The sequence below is a fragment of the Hungatella hathewayi WAL-18680 genome, assembly GCF_000235505.1.
Classification (GTDB): Bacteria; Bacillota; Clostridia; order Lachnospirales; family Lachnospiraceae; genus Hungatella_A; species Hungatella_A hathewayi_A.
In genome coordinates this window covers 110552-135567 of sequence record NZ_JH379030.1, presented here as the reverse complement: position 1 = coordinate 135567, position 25016 = coordinate 110552, and the positions used below count along the sequence as shown (strand labels likewise).

20 protein-coding genes are annotated in these 25016 nt (G+C 52.5%); 14 read left to right on the top strand and 6 right to left on the bottom strand.

The window, feature by feature from the left end; all coding sequences use genetic code 11:
- Positions 1 to 23: 23 nt before the first annotated feature.
- The 6 genes from HMPREF9473_RS24435 to HMPREF9473_RS24410 form a co-directional block, all read right to left on the bottom strand.
- Positions 24 to 2402 (bottom strand): ABC transporter permease, encoded by a 2379-nt coding sequence (locus tag HMPREF9473_RS24435; RefSeq protein WP_006782911.1) that lies wholly within the window; start codon positions 2400 to 2402, stop codon positions 24 to 26.
- Positions 2399 to 3082, bottom strand: a complete 684-nt coding sequence (locus tag HMPREF9473_RS24430; RefSeq protein WP_006782910.1) for an ABC transporter ATP-binding protein — start codon at positions 3080 to 3082, stop codon at positions 2399 to 2401. The genes HMPREF9473_RS24435 and HMPREF9473_RS24430 overlap by 4 nt, the downstream gene beginning before the upstream one ends.
- Before the next feature lie 68 nt (positions 3083 to 3150).
- Positions 3151 to 4389, bottom strand: coding sequence for a sensor histidine kinase (locus HMPREF9473_RS24425; protein WP_006782909.1), 1239 nt, complete (start codon positions 4387 to 4389; stop codon positions 3151 to 3153).
- The gene (locus tag HMPREF9473_RS24420) at positions 4386 to 5084 is read right to left on the bottom strand and encodes a response regulator transcription factor (protein ID WP_006782908.1); all 699 of its coding nucleotides are present in this window, start codon (positions 5082 to 5084) and stop codon (positions 4386 to 4388) included. Before HMPREF9473_RS24420 ends, HMPREF9473_RS24425 begins: the two co-directional genes overlap by 4 nt.
- Before the next feature lie 74 nt (positions 5085 to 5158).
- A complete protein-coding gene (locus HMPREF9473_RS24415; protein WP_006782907.1) occupies positions 5159 to 6814 on the bottom strand; it encodes a response regulator in 1656 nt (551 codons plus the stop codon).
- Positions 6811 to 8505 (bottom strand): cache domain-containing sensor histidine kinase, encoded by a 1695-nt coding sequence (locus HMPREF9473_RS24410; RefSeq protein WP_006782906.1) that lies wholly within the window; start codon positions 8503 to 8505, stop codon positions 6811 to 6813. Before HMPREF9473_RS24410 ends, HMPREF9473_RS24415 begins: the two co-directional genes overlap by 4 nt.
- Positions 8506 to 8819: 314 nt before the next feature.
- Between HMPREF9473_RS24410 and HMPREF9473_RS24405 the strand changes: the two genes are divergently transcribed.
- The 14 genes from HMPREF9473_RS24405 (at position 8820) to HMPREF9473_RS24340 (ending at position 24932) form a co-directional block, all read left to right on the top strand.
- On the top strand, positions 8820 to 10241 hold the full coding sequence (locus HMPREF9473_RS24405; protein ID WP_006782904.1) for an ABC transporter substrate-binding protein: 1422 nt from the start codon (positions 8820 to 8822) through the stop codon (positions 10239 to 10241).
- Positions 10242 to 10269: 28 nt separating this feature from the next.
- On the top strand, positions 10270 to 11199 hold the full coding sequence (locus tag HMPREF9473_RS24400) for a carbohydrate ABC transporter permease (RefSeq protein ID WP_006782903.1): 930 nt from the start codon (positions 10270 to 10272) through the stop codon (positions 11197 to 11199).
- A 17-nt stretch (positions 11200 to 11216) separates the two neighbouring features.
- Positions 11217 to 12059, top strand: a complete 843-nt coding sequence (locus HMPREF9473_RS24395; RefSeq protein WP_006782902.1) for a carbohydrate ABC transporter permease — start codon at positions 11217 to 11219, stop codon at positions 12057 to 12059.
- 78 nt (positions 12060 to 12137) lie between these two features.
- On the top strand, positions 12138 to 12704 hold the full coding sequence (locus HMPREF9473_RS28450) for a dihydrodipicolinate synthase family protein (protein ID WP_006782901.1): 567 nt from the start codon (positions 12138 to 12140) through the stop codon (positions 12702 to 12704).
- Positions 12705 to 12748: 44 nt separating this feature from the next.
- Entirely contained in the window at positions 12749 to 13063 is a 315-nt protein-coding gene (locus tag HMPREF9473_RS28445) for a hypothetical protein (RefSeq protein WP_006782900.1), read from the top strand.
- 120 nt (positions 13064 to 13183) lie between these two features.
- A complete protein-coding gene (locus tag HMPREF9473_RS24380; protein WP_006782899.1) occupies positions 13184 to 14101 on the top strand; it encodes an aldo/keto reductase in 918 nt (305 codons plus the stop codon).
- A gap of 32 nt (positions 14102 to 14133) precedes the next feature.
- Positions 14134 to 15561, top strand: coding sequence for a 6-phospho-beta-glucosidase (locus HMPREF9473_RS24375; RefSeq protein ID WP_006782898.1), 1428 nt, complete (start codon positions 14134 to 14136; stop codon positions 15559 to 15561).
- The gene (locus tag HMPREF9473_RS24370) at positions 15561 to 16454 is read left to right on the top strand and encodes an ROK family protein (protein WP_006782897.1); all 894 of its coding nucleotides are present in this window, start codon (positions 15561 to 15563) and stop codon (positions 16452 to 16454) included. Before HMPREF9473_RS24375 ends, HMPREF9473_RS24370 begins: the two co-directional genes overlap by 1 nt.
- 8 nt (positions 16455 to 16462) lie before the next feature.
- Entirely contained in the window at positions 16463 to 17731 is a 1269-nt protein-coding gene (locus HMPREF9473_RS24365; RefSeq protein ID WP_006782896.1) for an exonuclease SbcCD subunit D, read from the top strand.
- On the top strand, positions 17728 to 20679 hold the full coding sequence (locus HMPREF9473_RS24360; protein ID WP_006782895.1) for an AAA family ATPase: 2952 nt from the start codon (positions 17728 to 17730) through the stop codon (positions 20677 to 20679). Before HMPREF9473_RS24365 ends, HMPREF9473_RS24360 begins: the two co-directional genes overlap by 4 nt.
- Positions 20680 to 20827: 148 nt before the next feature.
- Entirely contained in the window at positions 20828 to 22681 is a 1854-nt protein-coding gene (locus HMPREF9473_RS24355) for a hypothetical protein (protein ID WP_006782894.1), read from the top strand.
- 4 nt (positions 22682 to 22685) lie between these two features.
- Entirely contained in the window at positions 22686 to 23279 is a 594-nt protein-coding gene (locus HMPREF9473_RS24350; protein ID WP_006782893.1) for a hypothetical protein, read from the top strand.
- 54 nt (positions 23280 to 23333) lie between these two features.
- Positions 23334 to 23528 (top strand): helix-turn-helix transcriptional regulator, encoded by a 195-nt coding sequence (locus HMPREF9473_RS24345; protein WP_006782892.1) that lies wholly within the window; start codon positions 23334 to 23336, stop codon positions 23526 to 23528.
- Positions 23529 to 23705: 177 nt separating this feature from the next.
- Positions 23706 to 24932 (top strand): NAD(P)-dependent oxidoreductase, encoded by a 1227-nt coding sequence (locus HMPREF9473_RS24340; protein ID WP_006782891.1) that lies wholly within the window; start codon positions 23706 to 23708, stop codon positions 24930 to 24932.
- Positions 24933 to 25016 lie beyond the last annotated feature (84 nt).

Below are 25016 nucleotides of genomic sequence, written 5' to 3'. Positions count from 1 at the left end.
TGTACTGATTTGCTACGCACTGGTTACGTGGCGTTTATGGTGTCCACGATGGACATGGCGTGAATTCGTCTTACAGGACCAAGGACAGCGACGATGGCTGTGACGAGAACGATCAGCACGATGGCGCTTAAGGCATGAATGGGGAGAGTCCAGGGTTCTCCCCACTGGGCGGTGACCATGGTTTCATACAGATACTTATGGAGCGGCAGGCCCACTGCACAGCCAGTGATGCTGCCGCAGACGGCGTAGGAAGCGGCCTCCGCGGTGACCATCAAAACCAGCTGGCGGCTGCTCATACCGATGGCCCGCAGGGCACCGTACTGCCGGGTCCGCGCGGAGACGCTCATGGCGATGCTGTTGATGATGTTGAACACGGTGATCAGCGCAATCACGGCGAGGAACCCGTAGATAAAGAGGGCCATGGCCCAGTAGGCCCCCCGGGCCTCGGCGTTGCCTGTCCGCTGGTCGGAGAAGATGATACCAGGTCCGGCCAGATCACGCAGGGCTTTTACATCGTTTTCGGTGGCGTCTCTTTTGAGCTGGATATCTATGATGGTGTAGCCGGAAGCGCCGGTGAGCCGGCGGAAGGTATCCTCCGTGCAGATGACATTCTCTGTTCCTGCGTCCTGCGTAAAGGGGCAGGTGGACAGTACTCCCGCACAGTTGAGGTTTAATACCCCGCCGTTTGATTCCAGGGTGATCTGGCTGCCGATGGGCAGGGGGCTGTCGGGATGGTACACGGACAGCACGGCATTTTCATCTGCCTTCAGAGTGCTTAAGGCGCCGTCGACCACGGTGTCCCCGGCCCAGCGAAACTGGTGTTCCTCATAGGAAATTAGGTTGATCCGGATATCGTTTCCGTCTGCCCTGGCGGGAAGGCCGTAGGCGAACATGCGGCCATAGGCGCGCTTCACCGCGGGATGCTCCGACAGTTTTGCGGCAAGTCCCGGATCGATGGACAGAGTATTGTCCGGGCTGATGTAAGAGAGGTCCGGGGTGTAGGGCCTTAAGGGCCGGATGGCGTGGCCCATAAAATTCACCAGGGTTGAAAAGGATAAAAACAGGATGATGCTCAGTGCAAAGGAGCTTGTCATCAGGAGAAAATTTTTCTTGCTTGCCCTGGCGTGGTAGATGCCGAGGGCAGTCTCCACCTTGAAAAAACGGGGGAGAATCGGGCGGAAGAGGACTGCTTCTTTGAAGGCGGGAGCCGTCAGCGCCGCGCCGCCGGATGCCGCTGTCAGCGGTGAGACGCGGGAGGCGCGTTTGGCGGGAGAACCCGAGGCGATGTAGACGGTCAAAAGCCCTACTATTGCGCCGGACAGGATACCGGCCGGGCTGACCCCAAAGGCTGGCAGTCCTGAAAAATAGACCGGGCTTAAGAAGCGCAGCAGGGCGCAGAGAACCCAGACCACAGCAACTCCCGCACCGGCTCCCAGCGGAATCGCCAGACAGCACCAGCGAAGCGCCTCCAGCCGGACGAAGCGGATGATCTGTTTTTTGCTGGCGCCCAGACACCGCAGCATGCCGAAAAACTGGGTCCGCTGGGCTACATTGCTGTTTAAGCTGCCGGCAATCATGAGAATGCCGGCGGTCATCACCAGCAGAAACAGGATCACAGCCACCGCATACAGCATCATAATATAGGAACTGCCGGATTGCCCCATCACGCCCAGCAGTTTCACATTTTCACCCACCTGTGTTTCGGAGAGGTGGAATTCCTGTTTGATCTCGTTTATCTCTGCTCTCATATTGGCAGACTGGTCAAACTGCACGTAGTAGACGCCGTGATCCGGGGCCGGCGGCTGGCCGGTGGCATTCTGAAGGATGGACTGATACGTAGTTTTGGAGACAAAAGCTCCAGTAGCATCCCAGCGCAGCAGGGTGGAGGGATTCTCTGTAAAACCGGAGACGGTGAAATCCATGGAAACACTGTTTGGCAGTGTAATCGTGACGTCATCACCGAGAGCCACATTCTGGATGGCTTTGGCATTTTCGCTTAACAGGATTTCTCCGTCACCGGGATAGCTCCCCTCCAGGATGTCGGCCATGGTCATAATGTCCGTAAGAAGCGGCGGCTCGATTCCGCAGATGGCGGCCTGGCGTCCGTCAATGGCGTAGCCCTCGTCCAGCCGGTAGTTTAAAATATCGTACCAGGACATGGCAGCTACCTTGGGCCGGGCGGCGATTAAGGCCGCGTCCTCCCCGGTGATATCGGATAGCTGGATGTGCCAGTTTCCGTATTCGTGAAGGGCCTGGATGGTCTGGCTGCGGACCTCCATATCCGCCATACTGAATATCGTGGTGACAAGGAAGACGGAGAGCGCTATGCAGAGTAAAGTCATCCGGTGCTGCCTTGCGTGTACCCGGGAGGAGATGAGAATCAGTTCTAAATAATGTTTCATGGCCGCATCCCTCCAAGATCAGAAAGCACACCGTCGCTCACCTTCAAAACCCGGTCCACCGAGGAGGTGAGGCCTAAGTTGTGGGTGATCATCAGTATCGTCTGCTGATAATGCCTGGAGGCCCGGATCAACAAGTCCATCACATCCTGGCTACTCTTAGTATCTAGGTTTCCGGTGGGTTCGTCGGCCAGAATCAGGGACGGTTTCGTGATCAGGGCGCGTCCGATGGCGGCCCGCTGCTGCTGTCCGCCGGAGAGCTGGGAGGGAAGATGATTCCTGCGGTCGGTGAGACCCAGCATCTCCAGCAGCTCCTCCATGACGCCGGGGTCCGGTTTCTGATAATCCAGCAGGAGTGGGAACATGATATTCTGTTCCACGGTCAGTTCGGATATCAGCTGGAAGGATTGAAAGACAAAGCCCATATTCCGTCTTCGAAAGACGGTGCGGGCTTCCTCTTTCATGGTAAATAAATCACAGCCGTCCACAGTGATGCGTCCGCTTGTGGGGGTGTCCAGAGCACCAACGCAGTTTAACAGCGTGCTTTTGCCGGAGCCGGACTCGCCAACTACCGCCGCGAATTCTCCCTTCTGTAAGGAGAAGGAGACATGTTTTAAGGCATGAACGAAACTGGCACCCTGGCCGTAGGTTTTGCATAAATCGGTAACTGTAAGTATGTTCATAGATGGTTAAACCTCCTCTCGTTAACAAAAGTCTATCAGGCACAGATGACAATGAGGTGAATCCACACTTACAGTTTTGTAAGAAAGGAGATGGTGAACGTGGTTCCCACGCCTTCGGTGCTTGTAACCGTGATGACGCCTCCCTGTTCTTCAAGGATGGATTTGGCCAGCGGAAGGCCTAAACCGACACCCTGGGTATCCAGGGAATGCTGGCTGCGGTAAAAGCGTTTGAAAATATGATGAAGGTCCACGGAGGCGATTCCGCAGCCGTTATCGGCTACAAGGATACGCACCATGGAGGGGGAAGACTCCCAGGATATCCGGATGATGCCTCCCGCCCCAGTGTGGTCCAGTGCGTTTTTCACCAGGTTACCAAACGCCTCGGCAGTCCAGGAAAAGTCGCAGAGCAGCCGTTCCCCGCCGCCTTCCAAAATCAGTTCCTTCTCCTCCAGATGTGCTCTTACGTTTAAGTCCTGGATGGCGTGTTCCACAACTTCCCGGATAGGATGAAGTTCAAACTCAAAGGTGATATTGCCGGCATCCAGCCGTGTGATTTTCAACAGGGAGGCGATTAACTGCTCCATACGGTTGAGAGACTGGTGCATTTTGCCGGTAAAGGCAGACACGGTGTCCGGGTGGTCCGGTTCGGCGGCGATGATCTCACTGTACATCGTCATGGCCGCCAGCGGTGTTTTCAATTGATGGGAAATGTCGGAAATCGTATCTTTTAAGAACTCCTTCGTCCGGTGCTCCGTCTCGGTCTGGGAACGCAGCGCCATGGCCAGGCGGTCGATGGAGGAAAACAGCAGATGAAGGGTCCCCTCCTCGGTACGGGGTAAGTGAACGGAATAATCTCCGGCCGTGAAATGTGCCACAGCGTCAACTGCCTGTCGGTATAGGCGCTCCCGGCGGGTAAGAAAACACAGAGAACCTCCCAAAAGCAGCACGGTCATCAGCGCCAGCAGAAACAGGAGGAAACGGTTTAAGGATTGAAGCGGCGCTCTGACAGCCGGAAGATACCGTGAGGAGGTCTGGGCGGTCCGTCCGATCTTTTCCATCAGAGCATTCCCTTCGGGAGAGATGACAGAAGATGGACCGGAAGCCGTGACGGCTTTGACGGCTGCCGCCTCCGGGACTCCCTGTTCTAAGAGTGCGGAGAGAATAGCCCCGTCGTGGGACAGCAGCACGTCTTTTATAAGGCGGTCCTGTCGGAAGGAAAGTGCCAGAAACAGCGCAGAGAGCAGAACCAGAGTGCTAAAGAGAAAGAGAAGGTAATGCCTTGTCTGCCGGTCATGAAACAGCTTCACGAGGATCCCTCCTTCCACTGGTAGCCGAAGCCACGGACGGTGATTAAATGTTCCGGAGCTGACGGTTCGGCCTCCACCTTTTCCCGCAGCCGCCGGATATAGACGGATAAGGTGTTATCATCTACATATTTACCAGTGCCGTCCCACAGTTTATCGAAAATCATATCCCTGGTCAGGGTCTGGCCTGCATTTTGCACCAGCAGAGAGAGCAGCTTGTATTCCGCGCCGGTGAGCTCTAATGGGACGTCTTTTAAGACCGCCCGGTGGTTTAAGCGGTCGATGGTGAGATCGCCGCAGACAAGTGCGGAGACGGTGTCCTGCGGCGTTAAGGAGGTTCGTCTCAACTGGGCGCGGATGCGGGAGCACAGCTCCCCTAGGCGGAAGGGTTTGGTGATATAGTCATCCCCGCCGCAGTCTAAGCCGCGGATGACATGGACCTCCTCGTCAGAGGCCGTGAGGAAGAGGATGGGAGTTTTGCTGTCCCGGCTGCGAACATTCCGGCACACGTCAAACCCGGTTCCATCGGGCAGAGTCACATCTAACAGCAGTAAGTCATAATGCTCTCTGGCCAGCAGAACATTTGCTTCCTTCACAGTGCGGGCCACCTCTGGACGAAACCCGTTTTTTTGAAGCGCGTAAGTCAGGCCGTCCACCAGACTGAAGTCGTCCTCCAGCAGCAGAATTGTTTCGTTCATGGATATCGCCTCCTTTATGAACTCATTATAGGAAATGTAAGGAGATCGCGCAAGGCGATGCGCGCAGATTTTGCTTACAATTCTGTAAGGAAAGAGAAGGGGGAAGCTTCTTTCCGGTACTGGTAAGGCGTCTTTCCTGTGTAGCGCTTGAAGGAATAGCTGAAATAGTGGGAGGTTTCATAGCCCAGCGCGTCTGAAATCTCAAACACCTTCATGGTGGTTTCCCGAAGCATCCGTTTTCCTTCCTGCATTTTCACGTCCAGCAGGTAATCGTGGATGGTTTGTCCACATTCTTTTTTGAAAACCCCGCAGATATAATTGGTGGACATATAGACGGCGGAGGAAATATCGTTCAGCGTGATATTTTCCGTCCGGTGTTCCTGGATATAAGTCTTAATCTGTTCCACCAGCAGAAGATGGCGGTTCTGGTATTTGCGGGCAAAATGTTTTGCAATGGCCAGGAGGATATCCTGGGTGAAACGGCGGATTTCTGCCACGGTCTCCGCTTTTAAAATGGCCTGGGTGGCGGCGGTGTAGCGGGCGGCCATGTCGGGAAGTTCCTGCTCCGTTTCACAGAATTCCCGGTAGGCGTGGATGACCAGCTCAAAGAACTGGCCCCGGATATATTCCCGGGAGAGAGAACCCGGGCCGGTCAGTATCAGGAGATAATCATTCAGTGTACCGGCTATGAGAGCGGTGTCACCCGATTTTACATATTGGAGAAGCTGGCGGGCCAGAGTCTGAAGGCGGAAGCTTTCATCCTCGTTTAGGACTGTCCGGTGGGTGGTTGGGACGGTGATATCATCAATCTGGATAATAGCCTGGTTTCCCACAAAGAATTTGTGTTCCAGGGCTCTGCGGGCTTCGTTGTAGGAGTTGCAGGCCAGGCGGACGCCGGAGGCGGGGAGGCCGATGCCAAAGGAGATGGAGAGGCAGTCAAGCTCTCCAATCAGCCCGGCGATGGCTTCCAGAATACCGGCCATCTTATCGGGAATGCAGTACTCCCGGTGGAACAGCAGGACGAATTCATTGTCGCGGGTGGCAAAGCTCAAGCCGGCCTGGTAATTGTCCATGGTCCGCTCCATGATATCCCGGACGGCGAAATTCACCATCTGGACCTGGGATTCGCTGCGGCTTGACAACAGCTCCCCGTAATTGTCCAGAACACCGATGGCAGCCACCACGGTCTCCTCGGACTGGAAGGGAAGCTCAAAGTATTCCAGCTTTTCCTGGAGGGCCTCCTCCTGGTCCAGGGTTCCGTGGAGCAGGTTATGGAGGAAGGTGGCTCTGGCAAGGGGTAAATTTTCCCGAAGTCTTGTCTCGATTTTGTCTAAAAATGCAGCCCGGTTGGATTCCAGCTCGATGCTCTCCCGGACCTTCTTTAAGGTGGCAATGATCTCCTTTAAACGGATGGGTTTTAGGAGATAGCCGTCGGCCTGGACATCCAGAGCCGTGCGTGCGTAGTCAAAGTCCTGGATTCCGCTGATAAGGACCACTCTTGTCTTCTGGTTCTGTTCCCGAAGACAGAGAGCCACCTCCAGACCGCTCAGGAGAGGCATGCGGATGTCGGTGATGAGAAGGTCCGGTTTCTGCTCCAGGCAGAGTTCCAGAGTCTGCTTCCCGTCCTCGGCAAAGCCTATCATCTCCATGCCCAGTTCCTCCCATGGAATCATGCTTTGCAGCACATCCTTTACTAAATAATCGTCGTCTGCCAATAATACCCGTATCATGTCTGCTCCTCCGTATTTCGGTTCCTGTTGTTAGGATTGTTCGTTGTGCTGCCGTTTTCCAGCGGCAGGTGAATCTCGGCGGTGAGTCCGCCCTGGGGATTGTCTCTGTAATAGAGTCCGTATTCATTGCCGAATGCATTTTTAATCCGCTGGTGTACGTTGGTGATGGCAAAGGAATCCACGGAGTGGTCCTCCGGGGAGTTTAAAATATCGTTTAACTTTCCGGCGTCAGCGCCTGTGCCGTTGTCGGTGACGGAGATGACGATATCCTCCTCACTGCAGGCGGCGGCAATGGTGATGGAAAGCTGGTGGTTCTGGGAGGAGAATCCGTGGAGCACGGCATTTTCCACCAGAGGCTGGAGCGCCAGTTTGACGATTCGGACCCGGTATAAGCTGCCTGGTATCAAAAAGCGGTACTGTAAATTGGGGCCGTGGCGGATGGCCTGAAGTTCTAAGTAGGCCTGGGTGTGGCGGATTTCCTTTTCCAGCGTGATGACCGGCTCGCCGCGGCTTAAGGAGTAGCGGAAGAAGTCTGCCAGGGCATTAATCATGTCGCTGATTTGTGGCACGTTATATTTGATGGCGCTTAAGTTGATGGAGTCCAGGGTGTTGTAGAGAAAGTGGGGATTAATCTGGGCCTGGAGGGCTTTCAACTGCATTTCCTTGGCTTTCAGCTCCGCCTTCTGTTTGTTGGACTCGCTGATGTAGAGCCCGTCAATGAGCTGCTGGATTCTGGAAATCATCTTGTTGTACTGATTAATCAGATAGCGGAATTCATCATTTTTATCATACTGAATATCAATGGAAAAGTTACCGTCTCCCACGGTGCGCATGGAATCCACAATCGCCAGGATGGGTCGGGACAGATTGCGGGACAGCAAAAGGGCCGTGAATAGAGCGATGCCCATGCTGAGAATAATAAGGAACACCACAATCCAGGTCAGCGCGTTCTGGCTGCTGTTGATATCGTTCAGGTCCGTGATCACCACGATGGTCCAGTCCGCATTTTGAAGCGGTTCCGCGGCGATGACTACCGGGCGTCCATCCAGTTTCAGGCGGGTGGGCGAGGAGGAGAGGTTTGAAAATTCCTGCTTGAGGTAGGCGCTTTCATTGTCGGTCAAATCGCCGCTGGAGCTTAGGAGATTCTGGCCGGAATCGTAGATGAGGGTCTTGCTGCCCGGCGTGGGTTTATAGGTTTCCAGAAGCTGGCCGAAGAAGGAGTGCTCCAGGGATACGGTCAAAAAGGCCGCATACCGGGCTGTCTCCACGGTCTGCAGGTCATAGAGTTTGCGGGTGATGACGACGGAGCCGGTCTGGGAATCGGCGACAATGGCCGTATTCTTCCCGGATGCCTCCGGGTACCAGCTCAAATCCTCCAGGACGGATATATCCCGTACCTTATCGGAGATGTCAAATCTCTGAAACGCGGGCCTGTCGATCATATGGATGACCGGGACGATAGGGGAACTGGTGGAGGCGTAGTAATTGGAGATATAGTAGCTGTCCAGGGCGTGGTCCAGCTTGATAATCTGAGTCACAATGTCGTTGGTGTCATCGGTGGGAGGCGCGCTTAGGACCTCCTGTATCAGGGGATTCATGGAAATCAAGGTGGTCAGCTCATCGATAAAAGCCAGCCGCTGCTGCACCAGCATGCGGACAGAGCTTAGATTTTTTTCCACCAGCTCATTCATTTTTTTTATCGAAAATGCGGACGGAACCGCTGTACATGATGGTGGTGATGAGGATGGAAGGAACCAGAATCGAGAGTAAAAAGTACAGGATTATTTTGTTCCGAAATTTCATGAAAAATCCTCCTTTTGCCAGTTGTTTTGTGGTTATTAGTATAATAAATGAAGAATTGAAAGTCAATGAATCGGACGAAGTGCATAATATTTTGGATTTTTTGAGGTGTTTTTTGTATTTATTTTATACTTTTCCTCTGGTATGGTTATAGGGCAGAGGGAAATGCAAAAACGAATCAAACACAGGAAAGGGGAAACGGATTATGAAATGGAATCGAACAAGCAAACAGGCAATGGGTTTTTTCATGGCTGGCGCGCTGGTACTGGGGAGTCTGGCAGGCTGTGGGAGCAAAACGGAGAGCGTCGAACAGCCGGGAACTGCGGCAGGTGAGACCGGCAGCAATGTGGAGATGGAGACGGTCCGGGTATGGACCAACGACGCTTCCTATAAAGCCGTGCTGGGGCCGATTGTGGAGGAATATAACAAGGGCCAGGGCCTGGTCGACGGAATCAATATTGATTACAAGGTATTTGGCAGTGACTACCATGATGTGCTGAAGGTGGCGCTGACAGCGGACCAGGGACCGGAGCTATATAAGTTTGTCGGCACGGTGAAGGAGCCGTTTATCTCAGCGGGATGGATGGTTCCCATCGATGATATGCCGGGTGGAGCAGAGTTTTTAAAGGATTATGAGGATATCTTAATCAATGGTTACACGACCTTTGAGGGAAAGACTTACAGCGCGCCGATTAAGGTGCTGACGACAAAATTCATGTACAACAAAGACTTGTTACAAAAGTCGGGAATTACTGAAGCGCCGAAAACCTGGGATGATGTTGTGGCTTACGCCAAAAAGGTGACGGAGGACAACAACGGCGAAGCCTACGGTTATGGTGTCCATTTAAAGGACTCCGCATCCTCCGGAAAATGGTATTTTGCGGCACAGTTTGCCAGCTCCGTGGGACATATGGGCTATGACTTCTCCAGCGGAAAGTTCCGTTTCGCCGATTTTACGGATAATGTGGAGAAAATTCTCCAGATGAAGGCTGACGGAAGCATTTTCCCGGGCGGTGAGGGGATGGATAACGATACGCTGATGGCACAGTTCGCGGCAGGACGCATCGCCATGCTGCCGGGTGTAAACTGGGATGTCTCCAACCTGGATAAATTCTGGGCGGAGCTTGGAACGAACTTTGAGCTGGGAGTCTGCGATATCCCGGTGGTAGATACGGCCAATGCACACAAGAACTACGCACAGATTGCAGATATGCTCTGTCTTGGCGCCAGCGCCATGAAGATGCCGGAGAAGGCGATGAAGGTGTACTCCCTGCTTCACGGAGAGAATGTGCAGCTGGAAATCCAGAACAACGAAGTGGACTTTATGGCCCGCGCCGATATTCAGGCCCAGATGCCGGCAGAGTTTAAAAAGGTGGGTACGAAGGAGTTTGGCGATACCTCCAATTCCTATTTTACCATGACGCCTCCGGATGGCGTGATTACGGTGGAGGGAGCGGATTACCAGAGTACGCTGGTGAATTTAATCTCCGGACCGTTAGACGTGGATGTGAATGCGGTGCTGACGGACCTTGACAACCGCTATAACACGGCGCTTGAGACGGCTATTAAGGATGGCCTGGATATGAGCATCTATCTGGATGAGTCCTGGGACACCAGTGCGAAATAAAAGTGAGTAAAAAGAGGAGCGGACGGAAATGAAAAAGAAGAAAAATAGAGGGGCGGGATGGTCGAAAAATAGGGATACCGTGCAGAGCTATCTGATGATTGCCCCGATGCTGGCCGGTTTCCTCCTGTTCACCATCTATCCGATGCTGTGGCTGATCCGGTGGTCGTGGTTTGATTATGACGGCATGACCACCGCAAAATTTATCGGCTTTGCCAATTATATCCGCGCTTTTACCAGGGATACCAGATACTGGCAGTCGTTAGCCAACACCTTTTTAATTGTGGGCGGCAAGCTGGTTCTGGAGATTCCGCTGGCGCTGTTTCTGGCAGTGGTGCTAAACAGCGGGAAGAAGGTTAACGCGTTCTTTCGAACCCTGTTTTTCTCACCGGCGATTGTGAGTACCGCCATTGTGGGAATTGTGTTCTACCTGCTGTTTGACCCCTTCCAGGGGCCGGTTAACCTGCTGTTAAAGCAGTCGGGGCTGATTGCCAGAAATGTGAACTGGTTTGGCACAAAAGGGCTGGCGGATATTGTAATTATCCTGGCCAGTGTGTGGAGGGGCTTTGGCACCAACATGATATTTTTTATCATGGGGCTGCAGAATATCCCGCTGGAGATATACGAGTGCGCCTCCCTTGACGGCGTGAACACATGGACGAGATTTACAAAGATTACGCTGCCGATGCTGTCGCCGACCATCAAGATTGTGATGATGCTGTTTCTGGTTAACGGCATCAAGATGTCGGATATGGTACTGGCGCTGACCAACGGGCAGCCGGGCGGATCCACAGAGGTGGTGATGTCCTACACCTTTAAGTATTTCTTTTCCTACGGCTCGGCGGATACCATCAGCCAGTACGGATATTCTTCCGCGCTGGCGGTGATTACGGCTTTGATTATCAGCATTGTCATCGGCGGCTTTTTGAAGGCCACGAAGCAGGTTGGAGATTTTTATTAGTGAGGGGGAACAGATAAGTGAAAATAAAACGGAGAGTTTATGGGGCAGTCCTGTATCTGGCGCTTGGGGCGCTGGCGGTGGTGGTGGTATTTCCCATCTTCTACGTGGTGCTGTCATCGTTTAAATCCACCGGCGCGATTCTGACTTCCTCCTCGTTTTTCCCGGAGAAGATATCATTTCACAATTATGTCAGAGCGTGGGAGGAGTCAAATTTCAGGAAATATATCTGGAACAGTGTATTTATGTGTACGGCAATTGTGATTGGGACGATTGTCACTTCCATCACATCGGGGTATGTGTTTTCCCGGGGGAATTTTCCGGGGAAGAAACCGCTGTTGGGACTGATTACATTTTCCATGTTTATCTCGGCGGGAAGTCTGTATCTGTTTCCACAGCTGCAGATTGCCAAGAGCATGCATTTGAATAATTCCCTGTGGGGTATCATTATTATCTACATATTTGGAATCAATGTGACGCAGTTGTATCTGTCGAAGGGGTTTATTGACGGAATACCGAGGGAGATTGATGAGGCGGCCCAGATGGACGGGTGCAGTTTTTTTAAGACATTTCTCTATATTATCTTTCCGCTGACGAAGCCGCTCATAGCCACGGTGGGGCTGTTGTCCTTTATGAATTCCTGGAATGATTATCTGCTGCCTCTTGTGTTTACCCTGGGGAATCCGGATAAACAGCCGCTGGTGGTGGGAATTATGTCCATGAAGAATGCGGGGGAAGCCATCTCCTCCTGGGATTTGATGATGGCCGGAACGGTGATGGCGGTTGTGCCGATGCTGATTGTGTTTGTCACGCTGAACAAGTATTTTGTGGCGGGGCTGACCAGCGGGGCGGTGAAGGGGTAGCTGCGTACAAAAGGTGCGTATCTACAGGAAATGCTGGATTTGCAAGATTAGAATATGGGAAAATGGAGGAAAGAATGTATGAAAGAGTTATTGACAGGAGTGCTTCCGGCGCTTGTGACGCCTTTGGATGGGGAGGGCAGAGTGAAAACGGAACTTGCGAAGCCGCTGATTGACATGTATGTCAAACAGGGGGCAGCGGGGCTGTATATGCTTGGCTGGACCGGAGAAGGTGCGGATCTGAGCGTGGAGAAACGAAAAATCTGGGCGCAGGCGGTGCTGGAGGCGGGGAGAGAGCAGTTACCGATCTTCGTGCATGTGGGATATAATGAAAATCTGGACGATTCGGTAGAGCTGGCGGCTCATGCGGAGCGGTACGGCGCCTATGCCGTGGCTTCCGTGGGAATTTCCGAGAGCGCGTCGCTCCAGGACAATGTGGATTATTTTAAGCGGATTGCGCAGGCGGCGCCGGGTACGCCATTTTATATCTACTGGGTGGCCGGCGGTAAGACGCTGACGGCAGGAAAGAGTATCGGGCCGGATGAGCTTTTGAAGGCCATGGAGGCGGTTCCCACATTCCGGGGGATCAAGTTTACGGATAATAACTTTTATATCCTGGAGCGGTTTAAAAATACCGGCCGGATTTAAATATTCTGACCGGGGCGGATGAGCTGGCAGTCTGCTCCCAGATCATGGGGGCGGACGGCAACATCGGTGCGCTTCAGGCGGTCACCTGCTATCATCACAAACAGATTTTTGAGCGTGTGCAGGCGGGAGATTACAAGGGAGCCAGGGAACTTCAGTACTGCGCCAATGAGGTGGCGGAGGCGTATAACCGGCCGGAAATCGGTAATCTGCCGGGGATTAAGCTGCTGTTGGAGCGGATATATGGAATCAAGGCCGGAATCTGTTCTCCGGAGGGACCCTTTGCGGGCCATGAGGTGCCGGAGGACGCGGCAAAGCAGCTGGTGGAGGTATTCCGGAAGAATATTATGATTGCTGAGTAGGAGACAGAAAGGCAGTGACAGGCGGTTCCCCCACAGAGATGAGGTGTGGGGGAACTGTCTGCCGTGTCGGAACCGGTGTGACGGGATGGATCGTGTATTAGTGCTGGAAGGGAGAGGAAAATGAAAGAGACAGCGATAGGAACTGGGAAGAGAAAGACTTCTGCTGTGGTGCTGGGGTGTATGAGGATTGGAGATATGTCTGCCACGGAGGTGGAGGCCCTTGTGGAGACAGCCATGGAGGAGGGAATCACGGCCTTTGACCATGCGGATATCTATGGAGGCGGGAAATCGGAGGAAATCTTCGGACAGGTGCTGGCGGCGAAGCCGGGGCTGCGGGAGCGGATATTTTTGCAGTCCAAATGTGGAATCCGGGATGGATTTTTTGATTTTTCCAGGGAGTATATTCTGGAATCTGTGGACGGAATTCTGCGGCGTCTTTGGACAGACCATCTGGATATGCTTCTGCTGCACCGGCCGGATGCATTGATGGAACCGGAGGAGGTGGCGGAAGCATTTGACCATCTGAAGACCTCGGGGAAGGTGGCGGAGTTCGGGGTAAGCAATATGAACCCGATGCAGATGGAATTGCTGGAAAAGTATCTGGGGATGCCGCTTGCGGCCAACCAGCTGCAGTTTTCTGCCGCCCACACGCCGATGCTGGATGCCGGCTTCCATGTGAACATGGCTTCGGAGCCGGGAATCATGCGGGACGGAAGCGTGCTGGAGTACTGCCGGCTGAAGGGGATGACGGTGCAGGCATGGTCGTCGTTGCAGTATGGATATTTCGAGGGAACCTTTCTGGGAAATGAGGCATTTGGGGAGTTGAATCGGTGTCTGGAGCGTATTGCGGCCGGGCGGGGTGTGACCAGCGCGGCGGTGGCAATCGCCTGGATTCTCCGTTATCCGGGGTCCATGCAGGCGGTTGTGGGAACGACGAAGCCAGAGCGGCTGCGCCAGTTGGCAAAGGCCGGGGATGTGAGGCTTGGCAGAGAAGAGTGGTATGAGATTTATCAGGCGGCAGGGAATTGCCTTCCATAGGAAGCGCGGTTAGAAAGAGAGAGGAATTGCTTATGGGATTGCGAAAAGATTTTCTGTGGGGCGGTGCGGTGGCGGCCCATCAGCTGGAGGGTGGTTATGATTTGGGCGGGAAGGGGTTAAGCATTATGGATGTGATGACTTCCGGCAATCAGAAAACACCGAGAAGAGTGACAGATGGAATTGTGGAGGGGGAGCATTACCCCAATCATGAGGGGATAGACTTTTACCATCATTTCCGTGAAGATATCAAACTGCTGGCAGAGATGGGCTTTCGATGTTTCCGGACCAGCATTGCGTGGACCCGGATTTTCCCAAACGGGGATGAGGAGGAGCCCAATGAGGAGGGGCTGCGATTTTATGATGAAGTGTTTGACGAGTGCTTGAAATATGGGATGGAGCCGGTGGTGACACTGAGCCATTTCGAGATGCCTCTTCATCTGGTGGATGCGTATGGCGCCTGGAGAAACCGGAAGCTGATTGATTTCTTCGTGCGGTTTGCGGCGGTATGTTTTGAGCGGTACCGGGGTAAGGTGAAATACTGGATGACCTTTAATGAGATTAATAATCAGGCCAATTACCGGAGCCTGTTCGGACTGTACGCGGATTCCGGGATTTTGTGCGGGGATGGGGAGGATGCGGAGGCGCTTATGTACCAGGCGGCCCACTATGAGCTGACAGCCAGCGCCCGGGCGGTGAAGCTGGGGCATGAGATAAATCCGGACTTTCAGATTGGGTGTATGATAGCGATGTGCCCGGTTTATCCGGCGTCCTGCCGGCCGGAGGATGTGCTGATGGCAGAGAAGGCCATGCAGAAACGGTATTATTATACGGATGTCCATGTGAAGGGAGAGTACCCGCCCAATATCCTGAAGTACTGGGAGCGGAAGGGGATGACACCGGATGTGACGGAGGAGGATATGGCTGACTTAAAACAGGGGACTGTGGACTATATTGGATTCAGTTATTACATGTCTTTCTGTATTCGTCACAGGGAGGAGAATGCTTGGTTTGACTATGATGAGGCCCGGGATTTGGTGGTGAACCCGTATGTGAAGGCGTCGGACTGGGGCTGGCAGATTGACCCGGTGGGGCTGCGGTACGCCATGAACTGGTTCACGGATAGGTATGATGTGCCGCTGTTTATCGTGGAAAATGGGCTTGGAGCCTATGATAAGGTGGAAGAGGATGGCTCCATTCAGGATGACTACCGGATTGAGTATTTAAAAATCCATATTGAGCAGATGAAAAAGGCGGTGGAGGAGGACGGCGCGGATTTGCTGGGCTATACGCCCTGGGGCTGTATTGATTTGGTCAGCGCCGGAACCGGGGAGCTTGACAAGCGGTATGGGTTTATCTATGTGGATAAGCACAATGACGGCAGCGGGGATATGCACCGGAGCAGGAAGAAGTCTTTTGACTGGTTTAAGAAGGTGATTGCATCCAATGGGGAAGTGTTATAATGGAGAATAGGTATTTGTGTATCGATGTTGGGGGCAGTTCCATCAAATATGCGGTGATGGATAAGGAACTGAACTTTTATGAAAAAGGGAGTGAGCCCACGCCCTATGAGGGAATTGAGAGATATCTGGATGTGCTGGAAGGGATTTATCGCAGATTGGAGGGAAATGTGGCTGGAATTGCCATGTCGGTTCCGGGGATGATTGACAGTGAACGTGGAATCTGTGTGACGGGCGGGAATTTGACTTATGTGGAGCAGTTTCCGTTGGCCAAGCGTTTGGGAGAGCGGTGCCAGGTGCCGGTTACTATCATGAATGATGCCAAATGCGCGGCTCTGGCGGAGGTATCCTGTGGAGCATTGAAGGGCTGCCAGGACGCGGTGGTGCTGGTCTTTGGGACCGGAATCGGAGGAGCTTTTATCAAGGATGGCAAGGTACATACGGGGAAGCATTTTGCGGCGGGAGAGTTCAGCTTTATTATGATGGAACAGGAATGCGATCTGGAGAGCAGTACCTGGGCAAAACGAAATGGCAGTGAACGTCTGATTACCATGGCAGCGAGAGCGAGAGGAGTTTCAAGTGAAGGTGTGACAGGCTTTGACGTGTTCCGGTGGGCTGAGGACGGGGATGAGCTGGTGCGAAAAGCGCTTGATAAGTTTACGCGGGATATTGCCTTTATGATCATGAATTTTCAAGTGATTTTTGACCCGGAGTTGTTTGCAATCGGGGGTGGAATCAGCAGGCAGCCGCTTTTGCTTACGTATATCAGGAAGAATCTGGAGTATTATGAATCCATGTTTCCTTACCGGGTGCCGAAGGCCCAGGTGACGACTTGCCAGTATTTTAACGATGCCAACCTGGTTGGGGCGCTGCAGTATTATTTGGAACGGGAATAGAAATATGGATGAAATTTAAAATAGGAAGCGGCAGGAAAGCCTGGGAAAAATGGACAAGATTCATTTTTCTCTGGCTTTTTTGCTATGGGGGCTATTATAATAGAAGTATCTTGATTGACGGGAGAAAGAATACGGTGAAATTGATTCATTTATCAGATTTACATATCGGGAAACGGGTGCATGAGTTTTCCATGATTGAGGACCAGAAATATATCCTGGCGCAGATTTTGGCGGTGGTGAAAGAGGAGCGGGCAGATGGGGTGATTCTGGCCGGGGACATCTATGATAAGCCGGTTCCGCCGGCGGAGGCGGTGGTGGTGTTTGATGAGTTTCTGACCAGCCTGGCACAGCTTTCAGTTCCGGTGTTTGTGATTAGCGGGAACCATGATTCGGCGGAGCGGCTTTCGTTTGGCGCAAGGCTGCTTGGCGGCAGGGGCATTTTCCTGTCTCCGGTGTATGAGGGAAGCGTGGAGCCGGTGCGGCTTGCAGATGAGTATGGGGAGGTGTGTGTCTATCTTCTGCCGTTTGTGAAGCCGGCGGTGGTCCGCCATGCCTTTGAGGAGGAAGAGATTAAGAGTTATGACGACGCGGTGCGGGCGGCGGTGGCCCATATGGAGGTGGATACGGGGAAACGAAATGTGCTTGTGGCCCATCAATTTGTGACGGGGGCCAGCCGCTGTGAGTCGGAGGAATTGTCGGTAGGCGGCGTGGACCAGGTGGATGTGGAGGCGTTTGAGGTATTTGACTATGTGGCCCTGGGGCATTTGCACAGCCCACAGCAGGTGGGGAGGGAGACGGTGCGTTACTGTGGGACGCCGTTAAAGTATTCCTTCTCGGAGGCGGAGCAGGAGAAGTCGGTGACTGTGGTGGAAATGAAGGAGAAGGGGAACGTCGAAATCCGGAAGATTCCGTTAAAGCCGCTGCGGGATATGAGAAAGATTCGGGGGACCTATCTGGATGTGACAGCACTGTCATGTTATCAGGGGACGAACACAGAGGATTATCTTCAGATTACGCTGACGGATGAGGAGGATATTCCGGATGGGATGCAGAAATTGAGGGTGATTTATCCAAATCTGATGTGGCTTCAGTATGACAATAAGCGGACCAGGGAGAGCCGGGTAGTGGAAGGCGCCGGGGATGTGGAGCGGAAGTCGGAGCTGGAGCTGTTTGAGGAATTTTATGAGATTCAGAATAATCAGCCGATGAGTGAAAAGCAGCAGGAGTTTGCCGGGCGGCTGATCAGAACGATATTGGAAGAGAAGGATGTATTATGAGACCGGAGAAATTGATTATAAGTGCGTTTGGGCCTTATGCGGAGAGGACGGAGATTGATTTTGGACGTCTGGGAAGCAGGGGACTTTATCTGATTACGGGGGATACCGGAGCCGGGAAGACGACCATTTTTGATGCGATTACGTTTGCGCTCTATGGGGAAGCCAGCGGAGAAGTGCGGGAGACGGGGATGTTTCGCAGTAAGTATGCGAAAGATGAGGTTCCGACTTTTGTGGAGCTGACCTTTGGCTACCAGGGGAAAACCTATGTGGTAACGAGGAATCCGGAGTATCTGCGGCCAAAGGGGCGGGGCGAGGGAATGACCATGCAGAAAGGGGATGCGACCCTTGTCTATCCCGACGGGCGGCAGCCGGTGACGAAGACGAAAGAGGTGACGAAGGCAGTTGTGGAGCTGATTGGGCTGGATTACAGACAGTTTACCCAGATTGCCATGATTGCCCAGGGGGATTTCCAAAAGCTGCTGCTGGCGGGGACGGCGGAGCGGAGTGTGATATTCCGGCAGATTTTTCATACGGGGGTGTATCAGGAGATACAGAACCGGTTGAAGGATGATGTGCGGGAGCGGTGGAATGTCTATGATGAGATGAGGCGGAGCGTCTATCAGGATATGAGCGGGGTGGCCTGTGAGGCGGCGGCTGTTAGCGCAGGAGTGCAGGACAGTACAGAACTGGATTGTGAAGTTAGAAGCGTGAGGGAGTTTAAGCACGCTCTGGCGGCGGAACTGGCGGAGTTGAAGGCAGCAAAGTTTGAGGGACAGCTGGAGCGGGGGATGGAGCTGTTAGGAGAACTGCTGGCGGTGGATGAGAAGGATTTGACAGAGCTGGATGGGCATCTTGGGAAGTTGGAATCCGCGATACAGAAGGAAAACCAGCTGTTGGGGAAAGTGAGACAGTATGGGAAATTGAAGGAAGACTTGAAGGTACATGAGGAACGGCTGGGGGTGTTGCTGCCGGAACTGGAGCGGGCCGAATCCGTTCGAAAGGAGACGCGAGAGGCGGCTGGGGCATGTGAGGAACTGGCGGAACTGATTCAGGCCGGGACAAAGAAATTGGAATTATACCAGGCTTTAGAGAGAGAATTGCAGGAGACAGCCCAGAAGCAGAAGGCGGAGCGTGAAGCACGGCTCAGGAAGAAGGAACTGGCGGAGGAGAAACTGGCGCTTGGGAACAAAATAGAAGATGAGAAGAAGCAGCTGGAGACGATAAAAAATGCCGGGGAGGAGAAGGCGCTTTTGGAAGGACGAAGGCGGCAGCTTCAGGAACTGGCAGGGCGGGGACGCCAGTTGGAACAGTGGCGTGTGGAACTTTTGCGGTGCCAGGAAGCCTATGTGGCGGCCACGGATGAGAGAAATCGGAAACGCCGGTTTTATGCGGAACAGGAGCAGCTGTTTCTGGATGCCCAGGCGGGGGTTTTGGCCAGCGGGCTGTCAGAAGGGGAAGCGTGTCCTGTGTGTGGTTCCGTTCATCATCCTGTTTTAGCCCAGTTTCATGCGGAGGCGCCAGGGAAGGAAATGCTGGAGCAGCTGAAGGAAGATGTGACGGCGGCGGAGACCTGTGTGGAGCGGTTCAGCGGGGACGCGAGACATTTGCGCACGCAGATCGAGGAGGAGACGGAACGGATTGTGAAGGAGGGCAGCAAGCTGCTTGAAGAGGCAGGGCCGGAGATATTATCAGCAGAGGCCGTCAGTATGGCATGGACGTCTGAGGTGGCGGCGGCAAGGGAGACTGTGGCTGACAGAAACGGACAGGAAGGGGATGGACTCCGAACGTCTGAGTCGGATGGCGATAAAAATGAAGTGGTAAATTACATATTGGAATGTCTGACAAGATGGCTGGAACAGATTCGGCAGGAGCTTCCCGTATGCGAGAGAAAGCTGGAAATGAAACGTCAGCTGGAACAGTTGATTCCTGAACAGGAACTTCGTTTCAAGAAGTTGGAGGAGGAAATCTGGCAGCAGGAACTTTTGGTGACGCGGCTTACGGCGGAACTGGAATCATTGGCGGCACAGATGGAGGAGAAACAGGTGCTTCTTGGCGGGCAGAGCAGACAGGAACTGGAAACAGAGATTGCTGCTTATAAAGAGAGGAAAATGAGGCTGGAGGAAGAGCGGGATAAGGCGGAGCAGAATTATGCGGCATGTCAGCAGCAGGTTCGCGACAGGGAGTCCGCAATCGCCACGCTTCAAAAACAGCTGGAAGGGGAAGGCGATTTCAAGGAGGAAGAGATTGTGGCGCGCCAGCAGCGACTGGCGGAGGAGAAGGCGCGGCTCTCAGGTGAGAGAACAGAACTGTATACTGCATGCAGAAAGAACCGGGAAATCTATGAGAAAGTCAGCGGGCAGCAGGAAATTATGGCGGCGTTGGAGCGGGAATATACCTGGAAGAAGGCTTTGTCGGACACGGCCAACGGAATGTTGAATGGCAAGAGGAAGGTGGAGCTGGAGACCTACATACAGATGACGTATTTTGACAGCATTATAAGGCGGGCCAATCTGCGCCTTCTGACCATGAGCCGTGGCCAGTATGAGTTGAAGCGCCAGGAGGACGGGGAAGGCAGACGGGAGAAGGCGGGGCTGGAATTGAACGTTATCGACCACTATAACCGGACGGAGCGAAGTGTCAAAACATTGTCCGGCGGTGAGTCCTTTCAGGCATCGTTGGCTTTGGCGCTGGGACTTTCCGATGAGATACAGTCAAGCGCCGGAGGAATCCGACTGGATGTTATGTTTGTGGACGAGGGGTTTGGCTCTCTGGATGAGGAATCCTTAAACCAGGCCATGAAGGCGCTGGAGGGACTGACGGAAGGAAGCCGGATGGTCGGGATTATTTCCCATGTGGCGGAATTGAAGGAGCGGATAGATAAGAAAATTGTTGTGACTAAAAACAGAGGAAGGGATGGAATCGGGAGTCGGGTAGCGATAGAAGTTTGACTAAATTATAACATTTTTGGAATTTGTTTCTAACAACAGGCTTGCCAACAAGCCTGCTTCAGTGTATTATAGTAAGTAAAAAGGACGCTTATCCATAAATCGTAAAACGTGGATAAATGCGAATGAGGAAGGCAGGCGGAAAAAGGGAATGAGAATAAGAAAAATGGTGGCGGGCATGATGATGGCCTGTCTCCTGTTCCAGATGCCACAGATGCAGGCGCTTACATATGGGGCAGTGGAAAGTGATGGGGGAACCGCGGATATTCAGCTGCAGGGGAAAGTGCTGAAGAATAATATGTCTGTGACGGTTGTGGTTTACGACGGTAAGGATGGAACATTATTAGAAAATGCAACCGTAGCTCTTGATAGTTGGAGTAACTATGCATTAACAAATAAAACAGGGAAAGTAACATTGACAGGTCTGGTAGAGCAGCAGAAATATGATGTTTATGTTGGCTGTGGAGGCTATGAAAGTGAAATTGTAGAATATACTTGTATAGAGGATAATGTAGAGATAGAAGTATACCTGCCACTAGATAAGAGTGGTGGCAGTGGTGGTGGTCCAGGTGGTGGCGGAAGTGGAACCAACGGTCCAAGTACAGGTAAAGGCCCCGGCATTGATACCTCTGAGAGCCAGCCAGGTGGAATCACACCGGGCGACACTGGAGAAAATATTCCAGGACAGGACGACACCACCATCATCCCCGGTCAGCCGACAACCGGCAATCAAAATCCAGCCGGCACCCAGCCAGGCGAAGACGACCAGAACACAGAACCCACAGACGAGAACAACCAGGACGAAGACAATCAGCCGGAGTCACCAGGCGGCATCGAGACGAATCCTACCATGCCGGAAAGCGGAGATGGTGTCTGGATACGGATTACCGAGGATGAGATAAACAACTCCATCGATTCCGGAGAACCGTTAACGATTGAGGCAGGAGAAGAGGGTGTGGACCCTCTGAAAACGGGCGTATTTTCCGAGCATGACAAAGGACTTCTTGGAGATAATGAACTTTGGACGAGATACACCGAAGAGGATGGCTGGAGTTTGATTGTCATCAACGAGGAGCCCAAAACAGAAACTTTGGTAGTCAGACAGGCCCAAATCCCTCACAGCGTTATGGATACGGCAAAATCGAAAAAAGCCGATGTTCAGGTTATATTCCGCGAGGGCGATAAAGACGGTGCCGCCGCCATCTTCCCGGCAGGTTTCTTTGAGAAGGAGGATACGGAAGGAAAAGATTTATCGGTTGAATATGACAAAGAGACCGGCGCCATGACGATGACATACAGTCTTCCGGGAGCGCACAGCGATGCAGGCAGTCTGGTCATATCGGAGAATGCATTTGCCTTTGCAGGAGAGAAAGGGTTTAACCTGAAATCGAAGATTTACAATCCGAGCGATGATGAAGATTTATGGTATGAATGGCATTTCACATCCGAAGATTTGAAGCAGGTGGAGGCAGTTGACACTGACCTGTATATCCATAATGACAGTCAGGACATCGAGAATGCGGAAAATGCATTGAGTTCCCTTGCAAGATGGAGACGGGTACAACTGTTCAGCATCAATTACCACGGTCCCCTGCCAGCGCCGGCATCTTTAAGAGTCAAGAACCTTGCCGGTTTCCCGGAGGAGAAAACCGTTTCTTATCAGACCTACAACACCGATTTAGGCAAACCGGAGACATTATACACCAATGTCGGTTTTGACAGCGAAGGTTTCGCAGTAATACCAAGAATGGAGCACTGTTCCAGTTACGCGCTGGTAGGAGCCATCTGGTGGTGGTGGCTGGCGGCAGGGGCAGCAGGAATAGCCGCGGTTCTGGCATTGCTGTACTATATGATCAAACAGAAGAAGAAACGTTCCGCCATCATGAATGAAGTGTGGGTGGAAAGCCAGGAAGAAGAAAGCACCGGCGGAATTGTGGAAGAGGGTGTTCAGAGTGAGCCAATGGCACCAGTGGAGCAGATTGAGCAAAGTGAGGAGGGGAAATAAGCATATGGCTATAAAAAAGATATTGAAATACGCAATGACAGCAGTTGTCTGTATTGCCACATGTGGAACTGTCTGGGCCTCCTCAACGGATGCGCCGCCAACGGTTGCCACAGAAGCGGTCAGCGGCGCGGCAGACGGAATGTACAATGAATTCAGCATGACCGGAAAAGTAAAAGCGGTAGACATCATCAGCGTCGTTATGCCGTCCGATATTGTGTTCAATATTGAGTGTGACAAGGATGATGGAGCTATCAGCAAGATACAGTCCGGCGTAGGCGAAATCAGAAACAACTCCAACCAGAATATGGATTTGTCAGTGATCGCGGTGCAGGATGACAGCAACGGGGATGGAAGTACCTTCCTTCAAACCGTAAATCTGTATCTCGCCGAGGACAACAAGACGCTGGATGAGATAAAGGTTCTTTCTGAAGCCAAACTGGAATCAGGAGCGCAGAATAAGAAGATAACGACCCTTCAAAGGTCAAGCAGCCAGCAAATCAGGCTGTACGGGGAAGCCGCGTCGGATACCAGCCGTCTCCAGAAGGAGAGGTATACCATCCAGGTAACGATGAAGATATCAAAGGCGCCCGCCAATTAAGAACAGAACTATCACGGATGACTCATAACAGGAATGACAGAAGGAGGAAAACAGATGGCAGCAAGAGTCCCATGTACCGATTTTGGAAAAAAGATGAAGATCGCAATGGTAGAGCAGGATATTCCCCAGCACCAGCTGGCGAAAGAATTGGGAGTGGCCACATCCACCATCAGCGATATTATCTACGGCCGAAACTGCAGTGAAAAGACAAAAGCACGCATCGCGAAGGCACTGGGAATCGAATTATGAGTTGATAAAGTCAGGCCAGACCCTGGCAGCAAACTAGCTGCCAGGGCCTTTTTTGTATTTTGTAATTGTACAAAATCAAAAAATACTTGATGATAAATTAACATTTCTTGATTTGCATAACAGAATATGTAAAATAAAGGGAGAGAAAAAAATATTGTTTTATATGAGGAGGATATTATGGCAGTTCATGTAATTGACGAAGCAAACCGCTGTTTAAACTGTAAAAAGCCCCTGTGTCAGGAGGGCTGTCCCATTCACACGCCGATTCCGAAGATGATACAGGCATTTAAAAACGGGCAGTTAAATGATGCCGCCGAGATGGTCTTTGAGAACAATCCCATGTCTGTCATCTGCTCCCTGGTGTGCAACCATGAGAATCAGTGCGAGGGCCACTGCGTCCTCGGCAGAAAAGGGCAGCCAGTTCATATCAGCAGTATTGAAAACTACATCTCCAACACCTGTCTGGATAAAATGAAGATAGAATGTGAGCCGAAGAACGGGAAAAAGGTAGCCGTGATTGGCGCCGGACCTGCCGGTATCACCATTGCCATCATGCTGACCAAGAAGGGATACAGCGTGACCATCTTTGACGCCAAGGACCAGATAGGAGGCGTTCTCCGCTACGGGATTCCGGAGTTCCGTCTGCCAAAGACGGTTCTGGACCGGTATAAGAAGAAACTTCTGGAGATAGGCATCAAGGTCCGCCCCAACACGGCTATCGGCACGGCGCTGGAGATTAAGGACCTGCTCCGTGACGGCTACGAGAGCATTTTCATCGGCACGGGAGTCTGGAAACCGAAGACTCTGGGGGTAAAAGGGGAATCCCTGGGAAATGTTCACTTTGCCATCGACTATCTTGCCAATCCCGACTCCTATGATTTGGGCGAGCGGGTGGCGATTATCGGCATGGGCAACTCCGCCATGGACGTAGCCAGAACCGCTCTGAGAAAAGGAGCCACGGAGGTGACTCTCTATGCCAGAGGACTCACCGGCAACGCCAGTGTCCACGAGACCTCCTACGCCAAGCTGGACGGCGCAAGAATGGAATTTGCAAAACAGATTGTCGAGATAACCGACGACGGTCCCGTATTCAGAGATGTGTACTATGATGAGGAGGGCAATAAAACCGGTATGTCCGAGGAAGTTGAGCAGGTCTATGCCGATTCCACCATCATTTCCGTCAGCCAGGGTCCGAAGAGCAAGCTGGTCAATACCACTGACGGCCTGAAAGCATCCGAGAGCGGTCTTCTGATGACGAATCAGTATGGCGAGACCACCCACCCCGGTATCTTTGCCGCGGGAGACGTGGTGCTTGGGGCCAAAACCGTGGTGGAAGCCACGGCTTATTCCAAAATTGTGGCGGAAGCCATGGACGAGTACATGAAGCAGAAAGATAATCAGTAAAAGAGATTTCCCAAATCTCATCCTTTGTGGTATATTGTATCTGTAAATGAAATGATTTTGAAACGAATCTGATCATACATTCAA

Excerpts from the sequence above, each read along its gene's own strand:
- HMPREF9473_RS24435 (WP_006782911.1), bottom strand. The coding sequence starts at position 2,402 with ATGAAACATTATTTAGAACTGATTCTCATCTCCTCCCGGGTACACGCA.
- HMPREF9473_RS24430 (WP_006782910.1), bottom strand. The coding sequence starts at position 3,082 with ATGAACATACTTACAGTTACCGATTTATGCAAAACCTACGGCCAGGGT.
- HMPREF9473_RS24420 (WP_006782908.1), bottom strand. The coding sequence starts at position 5,084 with ATGAACGAAACAATTCTGCTGCTGGAGGACGACTTCAGTCTGGTGGAC.
- HMPREF9473_RS24415 (WP_006782907.1), bottom strand. The coding sequence starts at position 6,814 with ATGATACGGGTATTATTGGCAGACGACGATTATTTAGTAAAGGATGTG.
- HMPREF9473_RS24410 (WP_006782906.1), bottom strand. The coding sequence starts at position 8,505 with ATGAATGAGCTGGTGGAAAAAAATCTAAGCTCTGTCCGCATGCTGGTG.
- HMPREF9473_RS24405 (WP_006782904.1), top strand. The coding sequence starts at position 8,820 with ATGAAATGGAATCGAACAAGCAAACAGGCAATGGGTTTTTTCATGGCT.
- HMPREF9473_RS24400 (WP_006782903.1), top strand. The coding sequence starts at position 10,270 with ATGAAAAAGAAGAAAAATAGAGGGGCGGGATGGTCGAAAAATAGGGAT.
- HMPREF9473_RS28450 (WP_006782901.1), top strand. The coding sequence starts at position 12,138 with ATGAAAGAGTTATTGACAGGAGTGCTTCCGGCGCTTGTGACGCCTTTG.
- HMPREF9473_RS28445 (WP_006782900.1), top strand. The coding sequence starts at position 12,749 with ATGGGGGCGGACGGCAACATCGGTGCGCTTCAGGCGGTCACCTGCTAT.
- HMPREF9473_RS24380 (WP_006782899.1), top strand. The coding sequence starts at position 13,184 with ATGAAAGAGACAGCGATAGGAACTGGGAAGAGAAAGACTTCTGCTGTG.
- HMPREF9473_RS24375 (WP_006782898.1), top strand. The coding sequence starts at position 14,134 with ATGGGATTGCGAAAAGATTTTCTGTGGGGCGGTGCGGTGGCGGCCCAT.
- HMPREF9473_RS24370 (WP_006782897.1), top strand. The coding sequence starts at position 15,561 with ATGGAGAATAGGTATTTGTGTATCGATGTTGGGGGCAGTTCCATCAAA.
- HMPREF9473_RS24365 (WP_006782896.1), top strand. The coding sequence starts at position 16,463 with ATGAAATTTAAAATAGGAAGCGGCAGGAAAGCCTGGGAAAAATGGACA.
- HMPREF9473_RS24360 (WP_006782895.1), top strand. The coding sequence starts at position 17,728 with ATGAGACCGGAGAAATTGATTATAAGTGCGTTTGGGCCTTATGCGGAG.
- HMPREF9473_RS24355 (WP_006782894.1), top strand. The coding sequence starts at position 20,828 with ATGAGAATAAGAAAAATGGTGGCGGGCATGATGATGGCCTGTCTCCTG.
- HMPREF9473_RS24350 (WP_006782893.1), top strand. The coding sequence starts at position 22,686 with ATGGCTATAAAAAAGATATTGAAATACGCAATGACAGCAGTTGTCTGT.
- HMPREF9473_RS24345 (WP_006782892.1), top strand. The coding sequence starts at position 23,334 with ATGGCAGCAAGAGTCCCATGTACCGATTTTGGAAAAAAGATGAAGATC.
- HMPREF9473_RS24340 (WP_006782891.1), top strand. The coding sequence starts at position 23,706 with ATGGCAGTTCATGTAATTGACGAAGCAAACCGCTGTTTAAACTGTAAA.